The sequence below is a fragment of the Butyricicoccus porcorum genome (assembly GCF_002157465.1).
GTDB lineage: Bacteria > Bacillota > Clostridia > Oscillospirales > Butyricicoccaceae > Butyricicoccus_A > Butyricicoccus_A porcorum.
This window is the reverse complement of sequence record NZ_NHOC01000001.1, coordinates 40414-65769: the sequence shown is the minus strand read 5'-3', so window position 1 is coordinate 65769 and position 25356 is coordinate 40414. Positions and strand designations below refer to the sequence as shown.

General features: G+C 58.8%; 22 protein-coding genes. All 22 read left to right on the top strand.

The features are described 5' to 3' along the window. Positions 1–114: 114 nt before the first annotated feature. The 22 genes from greA (at position 115) to leuS (ending at position 25331) form a co-directional block, all read left to right on the top strand. Entirely contained in the window at positions 115–591 is a 477-nt protein-coding gene (greA, locus tag CBW42_RS00340) for a transcription elongation factor GreA (protein ID WP_087016653.1), read from the top strand. Between the two features lie 83 nt (positions 592–674). Then, the gene (gene lysS, locus CBW42_RS00335) at positions 675–2201 is read left to right on the top strand and encodes a lysine--tRNA ligase (protein WP_087016651.1); all 1527 of its coding nucleotides are present in this window, start codon (positions 675–677) and stop codon (positions 2199–2201) included. Between the two features lie 78 nt (positions 2202–2279). Further along, the gene (locus tag CBW42_RS00330; RefSeq protein ID WP_087016649.1) at positions 2280–3671 is read left to right on the top strand and encodes a TrkH family potassium uptake protein; all 1392 of its coding nucleotides are present in this window, start codon (positions 2280–2282) and stop codon (positions 3669–3671) included. 8 nt (positions 3672–3679) lie between these two features. Further along, entirely contained in the window at positions 3680–4330 is a 651-nt protein-coding gene (locus CBW42_RS00325; RefSeq protein ID WP_087016647.1) for a potassium channel family protein, read from the top strand. Next, a complete protein-coding gene (locus CBW42_RS00320; RefSeq protein ID WP_087016645.1) occupies positions 4327–5121 on the top strand; it encodes a TrmH family RNA methyltransferase in 795 nt (264 codons plus the stop codon). The genes CBW42_RS00325 and CBW42_RS00320 overlap by 4 nt, the downstream gene beginning before the upstream one ends. Beyond that, entirely contained in the window at positions 5118–6296 is a 1179-nt protein-coding gene (gene dprA, locus CBW42_RS00315) for a DNA-processing protein DprA (RefSeq protein ID WP_087016643.1), read from the top strand. The genes CBW42_RS00320 and dprA overlap by 4 nt, the downstream gene beginning before the upstream one ends. A 104-nt stretch (positions 6297–6400) precedes the next feature. Further along, positions 6401–8845, top strand: coding sequence for a type I DNA topoisomerase (gene topA, locus CBW42_RS00310; RefSeq protein ID WP_087016641.1), 2445 nt, complete (start codon positions 6401–6403; stop codon positions 8843–8845). Continuing rightward, complete coding sequence (trmFO, locus tag CBW42_RS00305; RefSeq protein ID WP_087016639.1) at positions 8835–10160, top strand: methylenetetrahydrofolate--tRNA-(uracil(54)-C(5))-methyltransferase (FADH(2)-oxidizing) TrmFO; 1326 nt, start codon at positions 8835–8837, stop codon at positions 10158–10160. The genes topA and trmFO overlap by 11 nt, the downstream gene beginning before the upstream one ends. After that, complete coding sequence (plsX, locus tag CBW42_RS00300) at positions 10157–11164, top strand: phosphate acyltransferase PlsX (protein WP_087016637.1); 1008 nt, start codon at positions 10157–10159, stop codon at positions 11162–11164. Before trmFO ends, plsX begins: the two co-directional genes overlap by 4 nt. A 75-nt stretch (positions 11165–11239) precedes the next feature. Continuing rightward, a complete protein-coding gene (acpP, locus tag CBW42_RS00295) occupies positions 11240–11470 on the top strand; it encodes an acyl carrier protein (protein WP_087016635.1) in 231 nt (76 codons plus the stop codon). A gap of 105 nt (positions 11471–11575) precedes the next feature. Then, positions 11576–12253, top strand: a complete 678-nt coding sequence (gene rnc / locus CBW42_RS00290; protein WP_087016634.1) for a ribonuclease III — start codon at positions 11576–11578, stop codon at positions 12251–12253. 1 nt (position 12254) lies between these two features. Beyond that, entirely contained in the window at positions 12255–13214 is a 960-nt protein-coding gene (locus CBW42_RS00285; RefSeq protein ID WP_087016632.1) for an elongator complex protein 3, read from the top strand. A gap of 223 nt (positions 13215–13437) precedes the next feature. Beyond that, complete coding sequence (gene smc, locus CBW42_RS00280) at positions 13438–17013, top strand: chromosome segregation protein SMC (RefSeq protein WP_165760985.1); 3576 nt, start codon at positions 13438–13440, stop codon at positions 17011–17013. Between the two features lie 439 nt (positions 17014–17452). Further along, positions 17453–18373, top strand: a complete 921-nt coding sequence (ftsY, locus tag CBW42_RS00275) for a signal recognition particle-docking protein FtsY (RefSeq protein ID WP_087016627.1) — start codon at positions 17453–17455, stop codon at positions 18371–18373. A gap of 3 nt (positions 18374–18376) precedes the next feature. Continuing rightward, on the top strand, positions 18377–19102 hold the full coding sequence (gene rph / locus CBW42_RS00270; RefSeq protein WP_087016625.1) for a ribonuclease PH: 726 nt from the start codon (positions 18377–18379) through the stop codon (positions 19100–19102). Continuing rightward, a complete protein-coding gene (gene rdgB, locus CBW42_RS00265; protein WP_087016623.1) occupies positions 19099–19701 on the top strand; it encodes an RdgB/HAM1 family non-canonical purine NTP pyrophosphatase in 603 nt (200 codons plus the stop codon). Before rph ends, rdgB begins: the two co-directional genes overlap by 4 nt. Beyond that, entirely contained in the window at positions 19702–20001 is a 300-nt protein-coding gene (locus CBW42_RS00260) for a YhbY family RNA-binding protein (protein ID WP_087016621.1), read from the top strand. It abuts the gene before it with no gap. Beyond that, positions 19998–20594, top strand: a complete 597-nt coding sequence (nadD, locus tag CBW42_RS00255) for a nicotinate-nucleotide adenylyltransferase (RefSeq protein ID WP_087016619.1) — start codon at positions 19998–20000, stop codon at positions 20592–20594. The genes CBW42_RS00260 and nadD overlap by 4 nt, the downstream gene beginning before the upstream one ends. A 61-nt stretch (positions 20595–20655) precedes the next feature. Then, the gene (gene yqeK, locus CBW42_RS00250; protein WP_165760984.1) at positions 20656–21219 is read left to right on the top strand and encodes a bis(5'-nucleosyl)-tetraphosphatase (symmetrical) YqeK; all 564 of its coding nucleotides are present in this window, start codon (positions 20656–20658) and stop codon (positions 21217–21219) included. A 26-nt stretch (positions 21220–21245) separates the two neighbouring features. Then, entirely contained in the window at positions 21246–22358 is a 1113-nt protein-coding gene (locus tag CBW42_RS00245; protein ID WP_087016614.1) for an LCP family protein, read from the top strand. Positions 22359–22401: 43 nt separating this feature from the next. Continuing rightward, positions 22402–22761 carry a ribosome silencing factor gene (gene rsfS / locus CBW42_RS00240; protein ID WP_087016612.1) on the top strand — a complete coding sequence of 120 codons (360 nt, stop codon included), beginning with the start codon at positions 22402–22404 and terminating at the stop codon, positions 22759–22761. 44 nt (positions 22762–22805) lie between these two features. Then, the gene (gene leuS, locus CBW42_RS00235) at positions 22806–25331 is read left to right on the top strand and encodes a leucine--tRNA ligase (protein ID WP_087016610.1); all 2526 of its coding nucleotides are present in this window, start codon (positions 22806–22808) and stop codon (positions 25329–25331) included. Positions 25332–25356 lie beyond the last annotated feature (25 nt).

Here is a 25356-nt window from a genome sequence, read left to right as displayed (position 1 = left end):
GAAAATTCACGAGGTGCACAAAACCCGTGCTTGACATCACAGAAACGGGTTTATATAATGGGATGTAACATAGCTTAGGTGCTAAAATTTGTAATATATTGTGAGGAATCGGCCATGAAGCAAGAGTTCAAGCTGACACAGGAGAATCTGGATAAGCTCAAGGACGAGCTGGAATATTTAAAAACCGTCCGTATGCAGGAAGTTGCGGAGCAGATCAAGGAAGCACGTTCCTTCGGCGACCTGTCGGAGAACGCCGAGTACGATGAGGCGAAAAACGAGCAGGGCAAGGTAGCCTCCCGCATCGCGGAGCTGGAAACCATTATTGCCAATGCCGTCATCATTTCCGAGGACATGTATGCAAAGGACGAGGTTTCCCCGGGCTGCCGCTTCAAGGTGCTCGATCTGGAATTTGACGAGGAAGAGGAATATCATTTCGTCGGCTCGCAGGAGGCTGACCCGATGGACGGCAAGATTTCCGATGAATCCCCGTTCGGCAAGGCGGTTCTCGGCCACAAGGTCGGCGATATTGTCGATGTCGTTGCGCCGAACGAGACCACCGTTCAGTTCAAGATTACCGAAATCATCAAGTAACACTGACACGAAGAAAGGCTGTTCGCCTGTCCGGAACCGGAGGGCGGACAGTCCTTTTGCACTGCAAACAGAGGAGGAAAAACATGGAACAGAACCTGACCGCTGAACAGCAGGCACCGGAGCAGGGCAAGAAGTTCAACAAGCCGGTTCGCTCGGAATCGGAGGAGCATGACATCCGTACGGCAAAGCTGGCGGCCATGCAGGAGGCGGGAGAAGACCCGTTCCAGCGCGTCCGTTTTGACCGCACCAACTATACCACCGACATCATCGAAAATTTCGATGAGATGGAGGGCAAAATTGTCCGTCTGGCAGGCCGCATGATGAGCAAGCGCATCATGGGCAAGCTGACCTTCTCGGATATCACAGACCGGTATGGCCGCATCCAGCTCTGCGTCAAGCGCGATCTGCTGGGTACGGAGGAATACAAGCAGTTTAAAAAATATGACATCGGCGACATCATCGGCATCGAGGGCGAGGTGTTCCGCACGCAGAAGGGCGAAATTTCTGTCCGCGTCAGCAGTCTTGAGCTGCTGTCCAAGTCGCTGCGCCCGCTGCCGGAGAAGTGGCACGGCCTGAAGGATACCGACATCCGGTATCGCCGCCGCTATGTCGATCTGATCGTCAATCCGGAGGTGCGCCGCACATTTGAAAACCGCTCGAAGATCGTGCGCGAGATCCGCAATTTCTTCGACAACCGCGGTTTTATGGAAGTTGAGACACCGTGCCTGAACACGATTCCGGGCGGCGCTGCGGCGCGTCCGTTCATCACGCACCACAATGCACTGGATATCGACATGTACATGCGCATTGCGACCGAGCTGCACCTCAAGCGCCTGATTGTCGGCGGCATGGAAAATGTCTATGAGATCGGCCGTATTTTCCGCAACGAGGGTATGGACACCAAGCACAACCCGGAATTCACCACCATCGAGGTATATCAGGCGTATACCGATTACAAGGGCATGATGGATCTGACCGAGGATATGGTCATCCACTGCTGTGAAAAGGTGCTCGGCACGACGAAGGTCATGTATCAGGGCACGGAGCTGGACTTCTCCAAGGGCTGGAAGCGCCTGACCATGGCGGAGGCTGTCAAGCAGTATTCCGGTCTGGACTTCATGGCGATGGACGGCGAGCAGGCACTTGCTGCTGTCAAGGCGGCAGGCTTTGAGCCGGAGAAGGGCAAGGAGAGCTGGGGTGACCTGATGGCGATGGTCTATGACGAGACCGTCGAGGAAAACCTCATTCAGCCGACCTTTATCACCGATTATCCGGTTGAGATTTCCCCGCTTGCCAAGCGCAAGCCGTCTGATCCGCGCCTGACGGAGCGCTTCGAGTGCTTTGTCTATGGCCGCGAGCTGTGCAATGCGTTCTCCGAGCTGAACGACCCGGTCGACCAGCGCGGACGCTTCGAGCGCCAGGTCGAGCTGCGCAACGCAGGCGACGACGAGGCGAACATGATGGACGAGGATTTCCTGTGCGCGCTGGAATACGGCATGCCGCCCACAGGCGGTATGGGCATGGGCATCGACCGTTTGGTTATGTTCCTGACCGACAGCGCGTCCATTCGAGACGTACTGCTGTTCCCGACCATGAAGCCGCTTGACTAACTGAAATCAAGCAAAGCCTGAGCGGCATCTTCCTGCTGTTCAGGCTTTTCCCCTTGCAGGAAGGCGAAGGAGGGAACAATGGCAAAAGAGTATGATTCGCCATACCGGCACATCGCGCATGCGCGCAGCGCGCACCGCCGTGCCGTGCGTCCCGGCCGCGTGATTATGCTGGGATTCCTGGCAGTCATCGTGCTCGGCACATTGCTGCTGCACCTGCCGGTTTCGGCGCGCAGCGGGCAGATGACGCCGCTGGTGGACTGTCTGTTTACGGCGACCTCGGCGACCTGTGTCACCGGATTGGTTGTCGTGGATACCTATCAGCACTGGACGATATTTGGTCAAACAGTCATTTTGTGTCTGATCCAGATCGGCGGTCTGGGTATTATGTCGGTCGCGGCGATGGTATCCTTTTTTACGCGCCGTACCATTACCGTGCGCGAACGGCTGGAAATGTCCGCCTCGCTCAGTGTGGATGATATTGCAGGCATCGTGCGCCTGACAAAAGGCGTCATCCTGTTCACCTTTGCGGTTGAGGGAGTGGGTGCGGCACTGCTGTCGCTCCGGTTTATCCCGCAGTTCGGACTGTGGAAGGGCATTGGAAAGAGCGCGTTCCATTCGGTATCCGCGTTCTGCAACGCAGGTTTTGACCTGATGGGTGAGCAGCAGGAATTTGCCAATCTGTCCGGCTATGCGACCGATCTGCTGGTCAACGTGGTCGTTGTTGCGCTGGTTGTTATGGGCGGTCTGGGCTTTCTGGTCTGGAATGATCTGGCGCATCACCGCCGGTGGCATCAGCTGTCCGTGCACACCCGCCTCGTGCTGGTCACGACGGCGATTCTGCTGGCGGGCGGCAGTGTGCTGCTTTTCTGTCTGGAAGGGACGAACCCGGAGACCATGGGTGGCATGACGGTGGGACAGCGCGCGGTGGCATCGCTGTTTCAGGCAACCACATGCCGCACGGCGGGCTTTAACACCATTGACCAGCAGGCGATGACCGATTCGTCTGTTATGGTCAGCATGCTGCTGATGTTCATCGGCGGCTCGCCCGGTTCAACGGCGGGCGGCATCAAGACGACCTCAGCGGCGATGCTTGTGCTGGCGGCGGTAAACGTCCTGCGCGGCAGGCGGGATATTGCGGTATTCCGCCGCAGGATTGACAGCCGCACGGTGCTGCATGCTCTGACCGTGTGTATGGTTGCTGTCATGCTGGTTTTCATCGGCACGCTGCTGCTGTGCGCATGCGACGGCATCGCGGTGGAACGTGCGCTGTATGAAACCGTGTCTGCATTCAGCACGACCGGACTTTCACAGAATCTCACGCCGACACTGGGTACAGCTTCCAAGCTGTGGCTGGTTCTGGAAATGTATCTCGGCCGCATCGGCATCCTGACGCTCGGCGTCGCCGTGTTCTCACGGCGCGTGATGGAGCCGAAAATCCGGTATCCGGAAGGCCGCGTGATGATAGGATAGGAGATAACATGAAATCATTTATTGTGATCGGGCTGGGCCGCTTTGGCACGGCGGTTGCGGAGGAGCTGTATTCGCTCGGGCATGAGGTGCTTGCGATTGACAGCAGCGAGAGCGCAGCACAGGCGGTCGCGGAGACCGTGACGCACACCATCATTGCAGATGCCAAAGATGAGGCCGTGCTGGAGTCCATCGGCGTGCGCAATTTTGACAGCATCATCGTCTGCATGACCAACATTGAGGACAGCATGATGATTACGCTGATGCTCAAGGAGCTGGGCGCGAAGTATATCATTGCAAAGGCGCGCTCCAGCCAGCACAGCAAGATGCTCAAGCTGATCGGAGCGGATCGCATCATCTTCCCGGAGCACGACATGGGCTGCCGTCTGGCGCACACGCTGTCCTCCCGCCGGGCGCTCGACTTCATCGAGCTGGCACCGGATTTTGCGATTGTGGAGCTGACGCTGCCGCAGTCGTGGGTCGGCAAAACGCTGGCAGGCGTCGGCGTGCGCCAACAGTTCGGCGTCAACGTGCTCGCGGTGCGCCGCAGCAGCACAGAGGTTGTAGTTTCCCCACAGGCGGACTATGTATTCCGTCAGAACGAAATTCTCATTGTTGCGGGTGAAAATAAAAAAATTCAGAAGCTGGAGCGTCAGTCATGAGTACACGGATTGAGAGCCGCGAGAATGCGCTGGTCAAGCGGCTGGCAAAGCTGTCTGCTGACCGGAAATTCCGCCGGGAAACCGGGGAAATGGTCTGCGAGGGCGGCAAAATGCTGGGGGAAGCACTGGCCAGCGGCGTCACCGTGCATGCGGTGCTGGTAGCGGATGACGCACTGGTGTCCACTGCCGTGCTGCACAGCGCGGAACAGGCAGGGGCAAAGCTGTACAGCTGTCCGCCTGCGCTGCTGGCAAAGGTATCCAACGTCAAGACGCCGCAGGGCGTGGTGTTTTCCTGTACGCGCCCGATGGCGGAGCTGGAATCGTTCGCCGGTGCGCGCCGCCTGATGGTGCTCGAAGGGCTGCAGGATCCCGGCAATCTGGGCACGATCATGCGCACAGCGGATGCATTTGCACTGGATGGCATAATTTTATGCGAGGGCTGCGTCGATCCGACGTCGCCCAAGGTTGTGCGCGCGACAATGGGGGCGGCGTTCCGCCTGCCGATTGCCGCCGCAGGCATTGAGGAGACCGCCGCATTCCTGCACAGGCAGGGTCTGCCGCTGTATGCGGCGGCGCTGGGTGCGGACAGCGTGCCGGTCACACAGGTCGATCTGCACCGCGCGGCGGTGCTCATCGGCAACGAGGGACGCGGCGTGTCCAAAAAAGCCGCCGCACTCAGCGACAGACAGATTATTATCCCGATGGAGGGCCGCGCGGAGTCGCTCAACGCTTCGGTGGCGGCGTCCATCCTGATGTATGAAATGAGCAGAGGCGGAGGCGAAGCGATATGACACGGGAGGTCTGCTGGATCTGGCTCGCGGAGCGTCTGGGCGCAGGTTCCCGGCTCTGCCGCAGGCTGCTGGAAGCGTTTGGTTCACCGGAGGAAATCTGGCGCGCACCGCGCGAACAGCTCGCTGCGGTTTCCATGACGAGGCGCCGGCTGGACTATCTGGCAGACAAAGACCTGTCGTATGCGCAGCACATCTGGGACAGCTGTGTGCGCAAACACATCGCGGTCATTCCACTGACCGATACCGCATATCCGCCGCTGCTGCGTGAAATCGCAGATCCGCCCACCGTGTTGTATGTGCGCGGCACCCTGCCCGACATGCGTGACCGGCTGGCGGTTTCGGTCGTCGGCACGCGCAGGGCGACACGGTATGGCAGACATGCCGCGCGGTATTTTGCCGGGACGCTGGCACAGAACGGCTGTCTGATTGTCTCCGGCATGGCGGCGGGCATTGACAGCGAAGCAAACCGAGCCGCACTCGACGCGGGCAGAGAGACGATTGCCGTGCTCGGCTGCGGCGTCGATGTCTGTTATCCGAGAGGCAGCGAGAGGCTGATGGCTGATATTATCGCGCACGGTGCAGTCATCAGCGAATATCCGCCCGGGGCAGACCCGGACGGCAGCCATTTCCCGGTGCGCAACCGTATCATAACCGGCCTGAGCCGGGGCACACTGGTGGTGGAGGCACCGAAGAAATCCGGCGCGCTCATCTCCGCCGATCTCGCACTCGAACAGGGACGCGAGGTGTTCGCCGTTCCGGGTGATATCAACCGGCCGAACAGCGCGGGCTGCAATGTACTCATCCGACAGGGCGGTGCCGAGTTGGTACAGTCCCCGTCGGACATTCTGTCGTATTATGAGCACGGGGACAGCCGCCGCGTACAGTCGGTTCCGCCCGGCTTTGTGCAGGCGGAGGAACCGCCGGAACGCAAACTGGCAGCAGCTGTTCCGCCAGCGGTTTCCGCGCCGCGCGAAATGCGTGCGCTGGAGGCCTCGGAGCAGGAACGCACCGTCTGGTGCGCCGTGCGGGACGGCAGGCACACGGTGGACGGCGTGGTTGAACAGACCGGCCTGTCCGCTTCCGAGGTGCTGACCGCGCTGACGATGCTCGAGGTCGGCACCTATGTCATCCGCACCGCCGACGGCTACCGCGTGGCGGATGATGTGCAGCTGTAACAATCGAAAGCAATTCCATTTGATCGAATAGATTTTTTTTGAAACATGGTGTGCACCGCAGTGCAGGACAGACCTGCGCGGGAAGCACCCAACAGGAGGAAGACATGTCAAAACTTGTCATTGTGGAGTCCCCGGCCAAGGCGAAGACCATCGGGAAATATCTCGGGTCGGATTATGTGGTCAAGGCATCGATGGGACATCTGCGCGACCTGCCGGCAAAGACGATGGGCGTGGATATCGAACACGATTTCCGCCCGGAATATATCCCGATTGAAGGCAAGGATAAAATCATCAACGAGCTGCGCGAAGCGGCGGAGGAGAGCGACTTTGTCTATCTCGCAACCGACCCCGACCGCGAAGGAGAAGCCATTTCCTGGCATCTGAAGGAGATGCTGTATCTGGGCGACCAGCGCTCCAAGCGCGTGACGTTCAACGAGATTACCAAACGTGCAGTACAGGACGGCATTGCGCATCCGCGTGATATCGACCTCGACCTGGTCGACGCGCAGCAGGCGCGCCGCATCCTCGACCGCATTGTCGGCTATGAGTTGTCGCCGTTCCTGTGGCGCAAGGTCAAGCGCGGCCTGTCCGCCGGTCGTGTCCAGTCGGTCGCAACGCGCATGGTCGTCGACCGCGAGAAGGAAATCCGTGCGTTTGTACCGGAGGAATACTGGTCTCTGGAGGCGGAGCTCGCCACACAGACGGGCGGTGCATTCACCGCGTCGTTTTATGGCGATGCTTCCGGCAAGGTTGAGCTGAAGACCGAAGCACAGACCAATGCCATTGTCGAGGCAGTCACCGGAAAGCCGTTTACGGTCAGCAAGGTGCGCCGCGGCAAGAAACGCAAAAATCCGGCCCCCCCGTTTATCACCTCGACCTTGCAGCAGGAAGCCAGCCGCAAGCTCGGCATGACGCCGCGCCGCACGATGGCAGTGGCACAGCAGCTGTATGAAGGCATTGAAATCGGTGAGCAGGGGCTGACCGGTTTGATTACCTACATGCGTACCGACTCGCTGCGCCTGTCCGACGAGGCGACGGATGCCGCAAAGCAGTTTATTCTGGAGCGCTATGGCGAACAGTATTATCCGGACAAAAAGCGCGTGTTCCGCACCAAGAACGGCGCGCAGGATGCGCATGAGGCCATCCGTCCGACCAACGTCACGCTGACGCCGGACGACCTGCATCCGTATCTGACAGAGGAGCAGTATAAGCTGTATAAGCTGGTGTGGAGCCGCTTTGTCGCCTGCCAGATGTCGGAGGCAATTCTGGATACCGTTTCCGCCGATATCGTTTCCCAGGGCTATGTGTTCCGCGCGAGCGGCTATAAGGTCGCATTCCCGGGCTTTACTGCCGTCTATGAGGAATCCACCGATGACGCGAAGCAGAGTGACACCACCTCCGGCAAGCCGCTGCCTGATTTCGGCGAGGGCGACACGCTGGACTGCAAAAAGCTCACGCCTGCCCAGCATTTCACCCAGCCGCCGGCACGCTATACCGAGGCATCACTCATCAAGGCGATGGAAGAAAAGGGCATCGGACGCCCGTCCACCTATGCGCCGACCATTTCCACTATTCTGGCGCGCGATTATGTCGTCAAGGAGGGACGCAGCCTGCGCCCGACACCGCTCGGTGAGGGCGTAACCGAGCTGCTCGTAGACAAATTTACGTCGGTCGCGGACCTCACGTTCACCGCACACATGGAGGATGAGCTGGACGAGGTCGAAAAAGGCAAGATGAGCTATGTCGAGGTTCTGCGCCGCTTCTACGGCGACTTTGAAGCCGCTTTGCAGCAGGCGGAGAAGGATCTCGAGGGTCAGCGCATTAAAATCAAAGACGAGGAAACCGATGTCATCTGTGAGCAGTGCGGCCGCAAGATGGTCATCAAGTCCGGTCGGTTCGGCAAGTTCCTCGCCTGCCCGGGCTATCCGGAATGCAAGTTCACCAAGCCGATTGTCGAGGAAACCGGCATCGCCTGCCCGAAGTGCGGCGGGCAGATTGTCGGGCGCAAGTCCAAGCGCGGCTTCCCGTATCTGGGGTGCAGCAACTACCCGGACTGCACGTTTATGACCTGGGATAAGACGACCAAGGAGGAATGCCCGGAGTGCGGCTCTGCGCTGTTCCGCCATTATGACCGCGAGACCGGTGAGACCCATCTGGTCTGCTATAAGGACGGCTGCGAGTACAAGAAGTTTATCAGCAAGCGCACCCCGCGCAAGACCAAGGCGCAGAAGGAAGCGGAGGCTGCCGCAGCGGCAGCAGCGGCGGGTGAGACCGGTGCAGAGACGGCGGAGACCGCAGAGGAAGCGCCGAAGAAAAAGACGACCCGCAAGACGACTGCAAAGAAAACGACCGCGAAGAAAACAACGGCGAAAAAGACCACCACCCGCAAGACGGCAAAAAAGGCAGAGGCGGCTGAGGGCGAGGAAGCGCCGAAGAAGCGCACGACGCGCAAAAAGGCAGCTGCTGCCGACGGGGAGGAGGCGCCGAAAAAGCGCACCACCCGCAAAAAGACTGCCGTGACAGAGGAGGAACCTGCCAATGCTGAATAAAGCAACCGTCATCGGAGCCGGACTCGCGGGCAGCGAGGCGGCGTGGCAGCTCGCGCAGCGCGGCATTGCCGTCGATCTGTACGAGATGAAGCCGGTGCGCATGACACCGGCGCATCACTCCAATGATTTCGCCGAGCTGTGCTGCTCCAATTCGCTGCGCGGCGCGGAAATCTGCACCGCGCCCGGCCTGCTCAAGGAGGAACTGCGCCGTGCAGGCAGCCTGTTGATTGCCTGCGCGGACGCAACGCGCGTGGAGGCGGGCGGTGCGCTCGCCGTTGACCGCGTCGCCTTTGCCGCGATGGTCACGGAGAAAATCAAGTCGCATCCGAATATCACGGTGCATGCGGGCGAGATCACGCACATCCCCGACGAGGGGCATGTGATTGTTGCGACCGGCCCGCTGACCTCCGACGCGCTGTTTGACGATATCAAAAACAAAATCGGACAGCATGAATATCTGCATTTCTATGATGCAGCCGCGCCGATTGTCAGCTTTGACTCGGTTGACATGGAGAGCGCTTATTTCGCTTCCCGCTATGACAAGGGCACGGCGGATTATATCAACTGCCCGATGGACCGCGAACAGTACGACGCGTTCTGGCAGGCGCTGTGCGATGCCGAGCAGGCACCCGTGCACGGCTTTGAGGACAAGAAAGTGTTTGAAGGCTGCATGCCGGTCGAGGTGATGGGCCGCCGTGGGCACGATACGCTGCTGTATGGCCCGCTCAAGCCGGTTGGTCTGCGCGACCCACGCACCGGCAAAGACCCGTATGCTGTCGTACAGCTGCGCCGCGACAATGCAGCGGGCTCGCTGTACAATCTCGTCGGCTTCCAGACCCATTTGAAATTCCCCGAGCAGAAGCGCGTGTTCTCGATGATCCCCGCGCTGCGCAACGCGGAGTTTGTGCGCTATGGTGTCATGCACCGCAACACATTCATGGATTCGCCGCGTCTGCTCGACCGGCATTTCCGCCTGCGGGAGCAGCCGCGCATCCGCTTCGCCGGACAGATGACCGGCGTAGAGGGCTATATTGAATCGGCGGCGTCCGGCTTTGAGGCGGGACTGAACCTTGCGCGTGAGCTGAAGGGACTGCCGCTCATTGAGTTCCCCGACACGACTGCCATCGGTGCGCTCGGACTGTATGTCTCAAATGAAGCCAATGTGAAATTCCAGCCGATGAACATCAATTTCGGCATTATCCAGCCGCTCGGCTACCGCGTGAAGGGCAAGCGGGAGAAGAATACGCAGATCGCCCTGCGCGCGCTGGAACAGCTGGACGAACTGCTGGATACCGTAAAGGAGGATGTCTTGTGAAACTGATTATCGACGCGATGAGCGGCGACAACGCGCCGGAGGCGATTGTATCCGGCTGTGTGATGGCCGCACGCGAATTTGGACAGGAATATATTCTGGTCGGCAAGGAGGACACCATCCGCGGCCTGCTCGAACAGGAGAAGGCCGCAGATCTGCCGATTTCCGTATATCATGCAGATGACGTCATCGATATGCATGACGACCCGGCAACGGCTGTCCGCCGCAAGAAAAATGCGTCCATGTCGGTTGCGCTGCGCCTGCTGCGCGATGGCGAAGGTGACGCCATGGTATCCGCGGGCAACACGGGCGCGATGCTCTCCGGCGCGACGCTGGTCGTCAAGCGCGTGAAGGGAATCCGCCGTGCGGCACTGCCGCCGATGCTGCCGTGCAAAAACGGCCATGTGCTGCTGGTGGACGCGGGCGCGAACACCGAATGTACGCCGGAATACTTATTGCAGTTTGCCTATATGGGCAGCTTTTACATGGAGAAGGTCATGGGCATTAAGTCCCCGCGTGTCGGACTGGTCAACAACGGTGCGGAGGACACCAAGGGCGATCCGCTGCGCAAGGAGGCCTATCAGCTGCTGAAGGAAGCAGGCGATGCCGGACGCATCCACTTCGTCGGCAACGTCGAGGGCAGCGATGTGCCCAAGGGTGTGTGTGATGTCGCTGTCACCGATGGCTTTACGGGCAATGTCATGCTCAAGACGGTCGAGGGTGTTGCGAGCTTCCTGATGGGGGAGATCAAAAACCTGTTCCTCACAAACACGCGCACCAAGCTGGCATATCTGCTGGTTAAGCCTGCGATGGGCGGTCTGAAAAAGCTGCTGTCCACCAGTGAGGTCGGCGGTGCGCCGTTCCTCGGCATTTCCAAACCGGTCTTCAAGGCACACGGTTCGTCTGACGCCAGAGCCATTCGTTCCGCTGTGAAGCAGGCGATGGACTTCGTAAATGCGGATGTCGTCGGGGAAATCGAACGCAATATTGACCACATGACGCTTTGACGCACATTTCCTATTGACATGGCCGTTAACGGCGCATATTATTTGAATATAAGATGGGAAAAGGGAGGTGAGCGTGTGGTATTCGAGAAGGTATGTAATATCCTCTCCGAGCAGTTCGGCGTAGATGCCGGCTCTCTGAATATGGACACGGCGTTCATAGAGGATCTCGGCGCGGATTCACTCGATGTGGTCGAGCTGATGATGAGCATTGAGGAAGAATTCGATGTCGGAGAAATTTCCGAGGAAGAAGCAGCAAGCATGAAGACCATCGGCGATCTGGTTCGCCGCATCGGCGATGACGATTGAGTTGAGACACAGCGGTGCGCCGGGGAACAGGGGCACATTTTTCCCTCGCTTCCCGGCGCATCTTTTGAGTAAAAATAAGTAAAAACAGAAAGGAGAGAATTTTTTATGGAAAAGGACGAGCTGATTTACCAGTTTCATGACACCGGCCTGCTGACCACTGCGATGACGCATTCGTCGTATGCGAATGAGCACCGTGACCAGCATATTCAGAACAATGAACGGCTGGAGTTTCTTGGCGATTCCATACTGGGACTTGTATCCGCCGATTATGTCTTCCACCGCTATCCCAACGTACCGGAGGGACAGCTGACCAAGATGCGTGCGGCGGTTGTCTGTGAGCAGACACTGTATGAGGTCGCCAAGGAACTTGGGCTGGATCACCTGCTCCTGCTCGGCAGGGGCGAGGAGAACGGCGGCGGGCGCAAGCGCCCGTCTATTCTGGCGGATTCAGTGGAAGCGCTGATCGGTGCGATTTATCTGGACGGAGGTCTGGAATCCGCGCGCACGTTTATCCTGTCATTTCTGCCCGCAAAGGTTGACCTGGCGGAGCAGGGCGGCGCATTCCGCGACTACAAGACCGCATTGCAGGAGATTGTGCAGAAAAACCGGCAGGAGACGCTGTGTTACCGTCTGAGCGGCGAGAGCGGTCCGGATCACGACAAGCGCTTCACCGTGCAGGTGCTGCTCAACCGCAATATCTTTGCGGAAGGTACCGGACGCAGCAAGAAAGAAGCCGAGCAGATGGCGGCAAAGGCCGCGCTCGAGCTGATGGGCAAGGAATAACATGGCATCGATTGTGCCGGTGTTTGTGCCGCACGCCGGCTGCCCGTGCCGCTGTGTGTTCTGCAATCAGCGCGCGATTGCCGGACAGTCCGCGCGCATGACACCCGAACGGACGCGGGAGATTCTCACGCAGGCGCTGTCCGTCCTGCCGGACGGGAGCACGCCGCAGGCGGCGTTTTATGGCGGCAGCTTTACGGCGATTCCGGTCGAAGAGCAGGAGGCACTGCTCGCCGTGACAGATGAATTTCTGGCGCAGGGCAAGCTGTCCGCTGTGCGGCTGTCCACGCGTCCGGATGCGATTGACGAAGACACACTCAGCCGTCTGCGCCGCCACGGTGTGGCGACGATTGAGCTGGGCGCGCAGTCGATGGACGACGAGGTGCTGCGGCTGTCCCGGCGCGGGCACACAGCAGCGGACACCGTGCGGGCATCCCGGCTCATTCGGCAGGAGGGGGTCTCGCTGATTTTACAGACCATGGCGGGACTGCCGGGCGATACGCGTGAAACCGTGCGGCAGACTGCGGAGCGCGTCGCCGCACTGGAGCCGGACGGCGTGCGCATCTATCCGGTGGCGGTGCTGCCGGATACCGAGCTGCACGACCTGTGGCAGGCGGGCAACTATACGCCGCTGGATAACGAAACCGCAGCGGTGTGGTGTGCTGACATGCTGGAAGTGTTCCAGCGTGCGGACATCCCGGTCATCCGCATCGGGCTTAACCCGACGGAGGAATTAAACCGCACGGTCGAAGCGGGTGCATATCATCCCGCACTCGGCGAGCTGTCATGGAACGAGCTGTGGTACCGCAGACTGCGCGCACAGCTGGAAGCACAGGCGGGCGGCACGCTGTATGTCCCAGCCCGCGCGCTTTCGCGCGCCATTGGGCAGAACCGCCGCAATGTGCAGCGGCTGAAACGGGACTTTCCCGGACGGGATATCCGGATCAAAGCGCAGGACACGTAAGGCAGGACCCTCTCGCCGGAGCAGGATGGAGAGGGTCTTTCCTCATGCCGGAAAACCGACAAAGGCGTCGAATTTGTGCGGCGCGCACCGGAAAAAAGGTATGAATGTGGCGACTTTCTGCATGGATTGATTGCAACGAAGCAAAAAACATGATATCCTGTATCATAGAATCGGTATCGGCAATTGCGCCGCTGCCGCCAATAACAGAAGCTGAGGGATCCGCGTGTATCTGAAATCACTCGAATTACAGGGGTTTAAATCGTTCCCCGACCGGACGACCATCCGGTTTTCTGACGGTATGACTGCAATTGTCGGCCCGAACGGAAGCGGAAAATCGAATATTTCGGACGCCATCCGCTGGGTGCTGGGTGAGCAGTCGACCAAAAGCCTGCGCGGCGCAAAGATGGAGGATGTCGTCTTTGCCGGAACAGCGCGGCGCAGTCCGATGGGGGCAGCACAGGTCACGCTGATTCTGGACAATTCCGCCGGACAATTCCCGGTCGAGGCGACAGAGGTCATGGTGACGCGCAAATATTACCGCAGCGGAGAGAGTGAATATTACCTCAACCGCAAGCGCGTGCGCCTGCGTGATGTCCGGGAAGTGTTCATGGACACCGGTCTGGGACATGACGGTTATTCCATCATCGGACAGGGCCGCATTGATGAAATCCTTGCGGTCAAGAGTGCCGACCGGCGCGAGGTGTTCGAGGAAGCGGCAGGCGTCACGCGCTTCCGCACGCGCAAGGAAGAAGCCGAACGCAAGCTGGAGCAGACGGCGGACAATCTTGTGCGCATCCGCGACATCTGGAACGAACTGAACGCGCGCTCCGGCCCGCTGGCAAAGCAGGCGGAGGACGCGAAGAAATATATCGGTCTGCGCGATGAGCTGCGCGTGCATGAGGTGTCTCTGTGGATGGACACACTGGACGGCATGAAGGATGCGCGCGACACCAGTGAGCGCGAACGCCGTGAGGCCGAGCAGAAGCTGGAAGCGGTGCGCGAAGCGCAGCGGAAGCAGTACATGCGCGCGGAGCAGCTGGCGGAGGAAATGCGCCAGTCGGATATCCGTGCCGAGCAGTTGCAGGCACAGCTTTCCGCAGCGGAAGAAGCTGCGGCAGGTGTGACACGCCGCATGGCGGTGCTCGATGAAAGCCGCCGCAACGCAGCGGAAAACATCGGGCTGGCAAAAGGTCAGCTGGAAGCGCAACGCGAGCAGACCGATGCCCTGCGCGGGCAGATGCAGGCGAGACAGACGCGGCTGGAGGAACTGGAACAGCAGATTGCGGAGCAGTCTGCTGCACTGGAGCAAAAGCAGAAGGCGGTTGCGGCGTTGTCGGCGCAGGTGGAGGACAGCCAGAAGCAGGCCGACCGTCTGCGCGAACAGGCGGAAGAACTGGGCGAGCGCATGTTTGCCGTGCAGGCCGACCGCCGCGCGGCGGAGGCACGGCTGGAAGCGCTGGAGGGGCGCAGCAAAAGTGTAGGCGACGATGTGCGTTCTGCAAAGACGCGCACCGAACGCGAACAGGAAGCCCAGCAGGAGATGCAGCATGCGCTGGATGAAATGCGCGGTAAAATCGCGCAGGAAGAACGCGCATTGCAGCGTGCACAGGAGGATGCGCAGGAAGCGGCGCGCATGGTAAATGACGCCCGCCGGGAACATGCGGAGCTGACGGCGGCACTGACGGACAGCCGCAACCGCGTGCGCATGCTGACCGAATTGCAGCGCGAATATGAGGGCTTTTCCCGTGCGGTCAAGCTGGTCATGGGGCAGGCATCGTCCGGCGCGCTGAAGGGCGTGCGCGGGCCGCTCTCATCCCTCATTCATGTGTCCGGGCAGTATGTCACGGCGATTGAAACCGCGCTCGGCGCGGCGGCATCCAACCTTGTGGTCGAAACCGCACAGCACGGCAAGCTGGCCATTCAGATGCTCAAAAAGCGCGACGGCGGGCGTGCAACCTTCCTGCCGATGGATACCATCCGCCCGCAGTCGCTGCGCGAGAGCGGGCTGGAACAGAACAAGGGCTTTTGCGGTGTTGCAGCCGATCTTGTGGACTGTGATGCGGATTATCGTGATATTGTGGACAATGCACTCGGCCGCACGGTCGTGGCGCAGGATATGGACTGTGCGCTTGCAATTGCGCGCAGCTACCGCAACCGCTTCCGCATTGTGACGCTGGATGGTCAGCTCATCAATGCGGGCGGTTCGATGACCGGCGGCTCTGCCGGACGGTCATCCGGCATTCTTTCGCGCGCCAACCAGCTCGAACAGATGCAGGAGCGCGCGCGCGTTCAGCAGGAAAAACTCGACCGGCTGACGGCGCGCGGCAAACAGCTTGCAGAGGATGCGAAGCAGCATGAGCAGGACGCGGCGCGCATGGGCACTGCCCTTGCAGAGCAGCGGCAGAAGCTGGCGGCGCTGTCCGCACAGGCAAAGCAGCATCAGATTTTGCTGGACAGCGTGCGTGAGGCAGAACAGCAGTTTCGTGCCGAGCAGAGCGATGCCGAGCAGCACCGCAAACAGCTGCGCACGGACATTGCCAGACTGGAACAGCAGGCGGCGGAGCTGGGGCGTGAGCGCCAGCGGGCGCTCACCGCGCTGAACGCGGCAGCGGGCAGTGCACAGAAGGCCGCCGGAGAGCTGACCATACAGAACGACAGGGCGGCGGAGCTGCGCACAGCACTTGTACAGGCGCAGACCGAGCGCGACAGCGCACAGCAGGGTCTGGACGATCTGAAACAGATGGCAGAGAGCGCACAGCGTACCGCCGAAGACCATCGCCGCCGCATGGGTGAATATGAACAGGCCATCCGGCAGGCAGATGCGGAGCGCACTCAGCTGGAAACGCGCGGCGAGGAAAACCGTCAGCGCACCGAAGACCTGCGCACGCAGCTGCGCGAATGCGGGCAGAGCCGCATGCGGCTGGAACAGAACAAAACCGAAGCGGAGAAAACTGCGCGTGAGACCGGCAACGACATGGTAACGCTGGAGCGCCGCCATGCGGAGGCGGAAGCCGCGGCACAGCAGCTGCGCCGTGAGGAACAGCAGATTCTCGACAAAATGTGGGAGAGCTATGAGCTGACGCCGACGGCGGCACGCCCGCTGGCGCATGTGGTCCAAGACCGGCAGGCGGAAGAAAAACAGGCGTCTGACCTGCGCCGTGCGATCCGTTCACTAGGTGCGGTCAATCTGTCGGCAGTCGACGAGTATGCCGAACTGAGCGAACGTCTGATATTCCTGACCGGGCAGAAAAATGATCTCGAGCAGGCAGAAGGCGAGCTGCGCGGCATTATCGGCAAGCTCACGGAACAAATGAAGGACACGTTTGCCCAGTCATTTGCCCAGCTCAACCAGTATTTTGGGGAGACCTTCCGGGAAATTTTCGGCGGCGGCAGTGCCGAGCTGATTCTGGAGGATGAGACCGATATTCTCGGCTGCGGCATTGAAATTCGCGTCACGCCGCCCGGTAAGACGGTTAAGAGCCTGTCGCTGCTGTCCGGCGGCGAGAAGGCATTTGTCGCCATCGCACTGTATTTTGCCATTCTCAAGGTGCGCCCGACGCCGTTCTGCGTGCTTGACGAAATCGAAGCCGCACTGGATGACGTCAATGTGACGCGCTTTGCGCAGTATTTGCAGCGGCTGTCGGATAAGACGCAGTTCATTGTCATCACACACCGCCGCGGCACGATGGAGGAAGCCGATATGCTGTATGGCGTGACTATGCAGGAGCGCGGCGTGTCCAAGCTGCTGATGCTCAACATCGCGGACGTCGAGCGCGAAATGAAGATGGAGCTGACGTGACTTTTCTTTTTGAGGAAAAGAAAAGTCACCAAAAGAAAACCTTTGTGGCGCGCTCCCGCGCGCGCAGACATGCCGGACAAACGCGTCCGCCAGTCTGCCCCCAACGGCACAAAACAAGCTGGGAGCTTATAGAGTTCTCTTTTTGAGAAAAAGAAAAGTCACCAAAAGAAAACCTTTGTGGCGCGCTCCCGCGCGCGCAGACATGCCGGACAAACGCGTCTGCCAGTCTGCTCCCAACGGCACAAAACAAGCTGGGAGCTTATAGAGTTCTCTTTTTGAGAAAAAGAAAAGTCACCAAAAGAAAACCTTTGTGGCGCGCTCCCGCGCGCGCAGACATGCCGGACAAACGCGTCCGTCAGTCTGCCCCACCCAATGATATAAAACAGGGTAAATTCATTCCAATCTGAATGTTGACAATAGAGAAAAGGAGGATTCCACAATGGGATTTTTCGATAAGATCAAACAAGGTCTGAAAAAGACGACAGCGGCGGTCAGTGAATCGCTCGGCGATGTTATGGCGGCCTTTGTCAAAGTGGACGAAGACCTGCTGGAGGAATTGGAAGAGGCAATGATTCTTGCGGATCTCGGTGCGGCGACGGCATCCAAAGCGGTTGACCAGCTGCGCGACCGCGCCAAGCACGAACGCATTGAGACCAGGGAAGAATTGCGCACTGCGCTGTGCGATATTCTCGCGGGCATGATGCAGGAGGATTCCGGGCTGGATGTATCCAGTGAACCGGCAGTCATTCTGGTCATCGGTGTCAATGGCGTGGGCAAGACCACGACCATCGGCAAGCTCGCCGCATCGTATGCGGCACAGGGCAAGCGTGTTATGCTGGCGGCAGCGGACACCTTCCGCGCGGCGGCAGCAGACCAGCTGACCATCTGGGCGAAGCGTGCCGGTGCGGATATCGTCCGCCATGGCGAAGGCGCAGACCCGGCGGCAGTCGTATTCGATTCGATTGCTGCGGCAAAGGCACGCGGCTGTGATATCATCATTGTCGATACGGCGGGCCGTTTGCACAACAAGGCAAACCTCATGAACGAGCTGAATAAGATCGACCGCGTCATTGCGCGCGAATTGCCCGATTCCAGCCGGGAGACCCTGCTGGTGCTCGATGCGACAACCGGACAGAATGCCGTTTCACAGGCAGAGCAGTTTAACAAGGCGGCGAAACTCACCGGCATTGTTCTGACCAAGCTGGACGGCACTGCAAAGGGCGGCATTGTGGTCGCAATTTCTGCGGGGCTCGGGGTTCCGGTCAAATATGTCGGCGTCGGCGAAGGCATTGATGATTTAATGCCGTTTGAGCGCAGGGCGTTTGTCGAGGCGTTGCTGCCGGTGGAAGGAGACGAGTAAACAATGGCAAGACCTGATTTACGGCGCAACGATGAGATGCGCAAAATGAAGATTGTACCCAATTTTACGATGCATGCGGAGGGCTCCGTGCTCATTTCCGTGGGCAACACCAAGGTGATCTGCAATGCAACGGTAGAGGAAAATGTCCCGCCGCATGTCAAGGGCACCGGGCGCGGCTGGGTCACGGCGGAATACAGCATGCTGCCGCGCGCGACCAATACCAGAAACCGCCGTGATATTTCCAAGCTCAAGCTTAACGGCCGCAGCGCGGAGATTCAGCGTCTGATCGGCCGCGCGCTGCGCGCAGTCACTGATATGGAGGCGTTGGGCGAGCGCCAGATTATCATCGACTGTGATGTCATTCAGGCGGACGGCGGCACGCGCTGTGCATCCATTACGGGCGGCTATGTCGCGCTGTGGCTGGCGTGCAAAAAGCTCGTGGATGACGGCGTGCTCAAAAAAATTCCGCTGACCGGACAGGTTGCAGCGGTATCCGCAGGTATCTGGAACGACGAGCCGATTCTCGATCTCGCGTATGAGGAGGATTCGCACGCCATTGTCGATGCGAACTTTGTCATGACCGAGAAGGGCGAATTCGTAGAGATTCAGGGCACCGGTGAGGGCCGCCCGTTTACCAAGGAAGAATACACCCGTCTGATGTCACTGGCACGCCGCGGCACAGCAAAGCTGTGTCGGGAACAGAGAAAGATCACGGGTGAAGTCGGATGAAATTCGTACTTGCATCACACAATAAGGGTAAGATACAGGAAGTAAAGCAGATTTGGGAGCCGATGGGCTTCGAGGTCGTGCCGATGCCGAAGGATTTTCCGGAAATCGAGGAAAACGGCGAGAGCTTTGAGGAAAACGCGATGATGAAAGCGCGTGCCGTCAGCAAGGCGCTGGGGCTGCCGGCGGTTGCGGACGATTCCGGCCTGGTTGTCGATGCGCTGGATGGGTTCCCCGGCATTTATTCCGCCCGCTGGGCAGGGCCGGACGCGACGGCACATGACAGAAATCTGTTGCTGCTGGAAAAGCTGATGGCAGTGCCGGAGGATCAGCGCGGCGCGGAATTTGTCTGTGTGGCGGCGTGTGTATTCCCGGACGGCAAGGAGCTGACCGTGCGCGGGCAGTGCCGCGGCACGATTCTCAACGAGGAACACGGCAACGGCGGCTTTGGCTATGACCCGATTTTCTGCGTGCCGAAATACGGCTGCACGTTCGGTGAGCTCGACCCGGAGGTTAAAAATTCAATTTCACACCGCGCCCGCGCGTTTACCGCACTCGGCAGCGCGCTGCGGGTATACATGGAAGAAAAAGGAGAAAACTAAATGCTGACAAGCAAACAGCGCGCCCGTCTGCGCGCCATGGCAAATACGCTCAGTGACACCGTCCTCATCGGCAAGGAAGGGCTGACCGATGCAGTGATTGCACAGGTCGAAGAGGTGCTGGAAAAGCACGAGCTGATGAAGATTAAGATTTTGGAGACCGCGATGTTGACGCCGCGCGAGGCACAGCAGGTGCTGTGTGAGGAGCTGGACGCCGAGCCGGTACAGTGCATCGGCACCAAGGTTGTCATCTTCCGCGTTGCGCGCCAGCCGGAAAACCGCCATATCGACCTGAACGCATGAGCCGCGTCGGGATTATGGGCGGTACGTTCAACCCGCCGCACAACGGGCATGTGCACGCCGCGCGGCAGGCGATGGCAGCGATGCAGTTTGACCGCCTGCTGCTCATCCCCGACAACGTGCCGCCGCACAAAACGATGCCGCACGGCTCGGCGGACGGGGAACAGCGCCTCGAAATGACGCGGCTGATGGCGCGGGAAATTCCCGGGGCGGAGGCATGCGACATGGAGCTGCGGCGCGGTGGGCGGAGCTATACCGCTGATACGCTGCGCGCGCTCCAGCGCGCGCTCCCGGAGGCAGAGCTGTTCCTCATCATCGGAACAGACATGCTGCTGACGCTGGACAAATGGCGCGAGCCGGAGACATTGTGCGCGCTGGCCGGGCTGGTCACGGTCGCACGCGATGACGACGACCATGCCGCGCTCGAACAGAAGGCCGCATGGCTGAAAGAGAAATGGAACGCGCGTGTCTGGCTTGTCGACTGTCCGGCACTGCCGGTTTCGTCGACCGATGTGCGCGCGGACCGCGCGCTGTGCCGTGCGATGGTGCCGCCGGCAATTTATCAGTATATCGAACAGCAGGGGCTGTATTTCTAATTTTTTTTCAGGGGACAGACCGGCGCTGCGGCGCACGGCCGGAAATGAACGGAGGATCACCATGCGTTACGATGATGAAACCAGAAGAGATATCCTTTCCCGCCTGTCGGGGTTCCGTCTCAAGCACACGCTGGGCTGTGAGAAGGCCGCGCGCATGCTCGCACAGCAATATGGCGAGGATGAAGACAAGTGTGCCTTCGCCATGCTGCTGCACGACATCACGAAGACATTTTCTCAGGAAGAGCAGTTGAACTTGTGCGAAAAATACGGTATAATACCCAATGATGTCGAAAAAACAGAATGGAAAATGCTGCACGGGAAAACGGCAGCTGCCATTGCCGCAGACGTGTACGGCGCGCCCCCTGATGTGGTGCATGCAATCTCGTACCACACCACCGGCTGCGCAGATATGACCCTGCTGGATAAAATCGTCTATATGGCCGATTACATAGAAGAAAATCGCAGTTTTGACGGCGTGAAAACCGCACGAAAGCTGGCTGCACGAAATCTGGACAAGGCCCTGCTCTATGGCCTGAATTCCTCCTTGCGCGACCTCATTCACCGTGGAAAACAGATTCATGTGGATACAGTTTTGGCGAGAAACTGGCTGCTGGAGCATATGTAACAGACAGAGGATGGGACGAAGAGTGCATGGATAAGAAAGAGAACAGATGGCTGCGCCGGGTGCTGATTGTCCTGGCGGCGGCTGCGGTGGTATGCGTGGTAGGATATTTTGCGTTCTGCTACTGGGTCAATGCGTCCGGCTCCCTGCTGGGCGGAAACGAGCTCAATCCGGACGATATGGATCAGGGCTCGGCGATCGTCGTAGACGGCGAAGGGCGGCGCGATGGCGTGTTTACATTGTTTATCGCCGTGACAGATGAGGATGAAACACGAACCGATTCCATGATGGTTTTGGTGTTTGACACCAAAAACCATACGGCAAAGCTGCTCAATATCCCGCGCGATTCGCTCGTGGATACCGAGCGCCATGGCGCGGGCAAAAAGCTCAACGCCTCGTATGCCAGCGGCATTGAGCAGCAGCTGGATGAGATTTCCGGCGTCATCGGCTTCCGCCCGGACAAGTATATCGTCGCCAATTTTGACGGTGTTGCGGACATTGTGGACGCCATCGGCGGCATCGATTACGATGTGCCGTTTGACATGAACTACCATGATGCATCGCAGGATCTTTCCATCGAATTTAAAAAGGGCTGGCAGCATCTGGACGGCAAGGCGGTTGTCGAGTTTCTGCGCTGGCGCCATAACGACGACGGCACGGGCTATGACGACGGCGACATCGGCCGCGTGGAAAAGCTCCAGACCTTTCTGACCGCACTCGGCAAGGAGGTTCTCTCTCCGACCAACCTCATCAATATCCCGTCGATTGCAGCGGCGGTTTCCGAAAATGTGGAAACCGATCTGACGACCTCTCAGGTTCTCTGGCTCGGCATGCAGGCCATGAAGCTGGACATGGAGGAGGGCGTGGAGATGCAGACGCTGGTGGGCGACAACGCCATGGTCGGCGACCTGTGGTTCTTCATCCTCGACGAGGACATGATTCTTGACCAGATCAACGAGTCGTTCAATCCGTACACGCGCGAGCTGACGGAGGACGATTTTAACATCATCACGCCGGATGACCTCGGCATCTACAGCAGAAGCTGGGAGGAAGAGCGTGCCGTGCGCTATGCCGGCTATAAAAAGGCGCAGCAGAGCGACACCGGCAGCGGAGAGCTTTCGGATGACGACGATGATGAATAAACAGCTGTCATTTCCCTCAGGCAGGGAATAAGGAGAATATATTATGGCAAACAATACCACGGAAACGTATATCAAGGCCGCAGTACAGGCCCTGGACAGCAAGCGCGGACAGGATATTCAGGTGCTCAAGGTAGCTGACCTGACCACGATTGCCGAATATTTTGTCATCTGCACCGCGTCCAGCACGACGCAGGTTAAGACACTCGCTGACGAGGTGGAATTCCGCCTGAAGACGGATTACGGCATCCTGCCGCACCATGTTGAGGGACATGATTCCGCGAGCTGGATTCTGCTCGATTACGGCTTTGCCCTCGTACATGTATTCCTGGAATCCGCACGCAGCTTCTACAGCCTGGAAAAGCTGTGGAAGGATGCCGTACAGATTCCGGTCGACGAGCTGTAACGCATTGTTCGCATATACTTCAAAATAGATGGGAGTCACAAACATTGGAAAAATACGATTTCAAAGCCATTGAAGCCAAATGGCAGAAGGCTTGGGATGACCAGCAGGCATTTGCTGCAACCAACGACTATTCCAAGCCCAAATATTATGCACTGGTCGAGTTCCCGTATCCGTCGGGCGCCGGCCTGCACGTAGGCCATCCGCGTTCCTACACCGCACTGGACATCGTTGCCAGAAAGCGCCGCATGCAGGGCTATAACGTCCTGTATCCGATGGGCTGGGATGCATTCGGCCTGCCGACTGAAAACTTCGCCATCAAGAACCATGTGCATCCGGCGGAGGTCACCAAGCAGAATGTCGCACGTTTCAAGAGCCAGCTGAAGGCGCTCGGCCTGTCGTTTGACTGGAACCGCGAGATCAACACCACCGATCCGGAATACTACAAGTGGACACAGTGGATTTTCCTCCAGCTGTTCAAGAAGGGTCTGGCATACAAAAAGGAAATGGCAGTCAACTGGTGCACCAGCTGTAAGTGCGTGCTTGCGAACGAAGAGGTTGTCAACGGCGTCTGTGAGCGCTGCGGCAGCGAGGTCATCCGCAAGAACAAGAGCCAGTGGATGCTCAAGATTACCGAGTATGCACAGCGCCTGATCGACGATCTGGACGATGTCGATTACATCGACCGCGTCAAGAGCCAGCAGCGCCATTGGATCGGTCGCTCGACTGGTGCCGAGGTCGATTTCAAGACCACGGAAGGCGATGTGCTGACCGTCTACACCACCCGCCCGGACACCCTGTTCGGCGCAACCTATATGGTTATTTCGCCGGAGCACCCGATGGTTGAGAAGTGGGCGGACAAGCTGACAAATATCGATGCAATCCGCGCCTATCGTGAGGAGGCTGCACACAAGTCCGATTTTGAGCGCACCGAGCTAGTCAAGGACAAGACCGGTGTCAAGCTGGACGGCGTGCGCGCCATCAACCCGGTCAACGGTACGGAAATTCCGATCTTTGTCTCTGACTATGTCCTGATGAGCTACGGCACCGGTGCCATCATGGCAGTACCGGCGCACGATGACCGCGACTGGGCATTTGCAAAGAAGTTTGATCTGCCGATCATCGAGGTCGTCAAGGGCGGCAACGTACAGGAGGCTGCCTTCACCGACTGCGCAACCGGCATTATGGTCAACTCCGGTTTCCTGGACGGCATGACCGTAGAGGAAGCTAAGAAGGCAATCACTGAATTCCTGACCGAAAAGGGCGTCGGTCATGCGAAGGTCAACTACAAGCTGCGCGACTGGGTCTTCTCCCGCCAGCGCTACTGGGGCGAGCCGATTCCGCTGGTCAAGTGTGAAAAGTGCGGTTGGGTTCCGATTCCGGAGTCTGAGCTGCCGCTGCGCCTGCCGGATGTCGATTCCTATGAGCCGACCGATGACGGCGAATCCCCGCTTGCATCGATGACCGATTGGGTCAATACCACCTGTCCGTGCTGCGGCGGCCCGGCCAAGCGCGAGACCGATACCATGCCGCAGTGGGCCGGTTCTTCGTGGTACTTCCTGCGCTATATGGACCCGCACAACGACAAGGAGCTGGCTTCCAAGGAAGCACTGGAATACTGGGGCCCGGTTGACTGGTATAACGGCGGCATGGAGCACACCACGCTGCATCTGCTGTACTCCCGTTTCTGGCATAAGTTCCTGTATGATATCGGCGTTGTTCCGTACAAGGAGCCGTATAAGAAGCGCACAAGCCACGGCATGATCCTGGGTCAGAATCCGCACAGCTTCGTCAACCTGCCGGAAGACGAAAAGAAAAAGCTGCTGGAAGAGTTTGGCGATGAAAAGGGCGCGAGAAAGCATCTTGTTGAGAAGTATGGCGAGATGGCAGAGCATCCGGTTGTCAAAATGTCCAAGTCGCTGGGCAATGTCGTCAACCCGGATGAGACCATCGACGAGTACGGCGCGGATACCATGCGCCTGTATGAGATGTTCATCGGCGACTTTGAGAAGTCCGCTGCCTGGTCGCAGAAGGCAATCAAGGGCTGCCGCCGCTTTGTCGAGCGTGTCTGGGCTCTGTTTGACAAGGTACAGCCGGGCGATGAATACAGCAAGGAAAATGAGGTTGCGATGCACCGCACGATCCAGAAGGTCAGCGAGGACATTGAAAACCTGAAGATGAACACCGCTATCGCGCAGATGATGACGCTGCTCAACCAGCTGTACGACAACGGCGTCAACCGCGCTGAATACAAGACCCTGCTGACACTGCTCAACCCGTTCGCACCGCATGTGACCGAGGAGTTGTGGCACATGCTGGGCGAGACCGACCTGCTGAGCCTGCACACCTGGCCGGAGTTCGATGAGAAGAAGACGGTTGAGTCCTCCATCGAGATCGCTGTACAGGTCAATGGCAAGGTCAAGGGCAAGATTACCCTGCCGATGGACTGCCCGAAGGACGAGGCACTTGCCATTGCTATGGCAGATGCCAAGGTACAGAATGCCATCGCGGGCAAAAATGTGGTTAAATCCATCGTTGTGCCCAATAAAATTATCAATCTCGTTGTCAAGTAAACCGTCCCGCATGCTTTTTTGGACA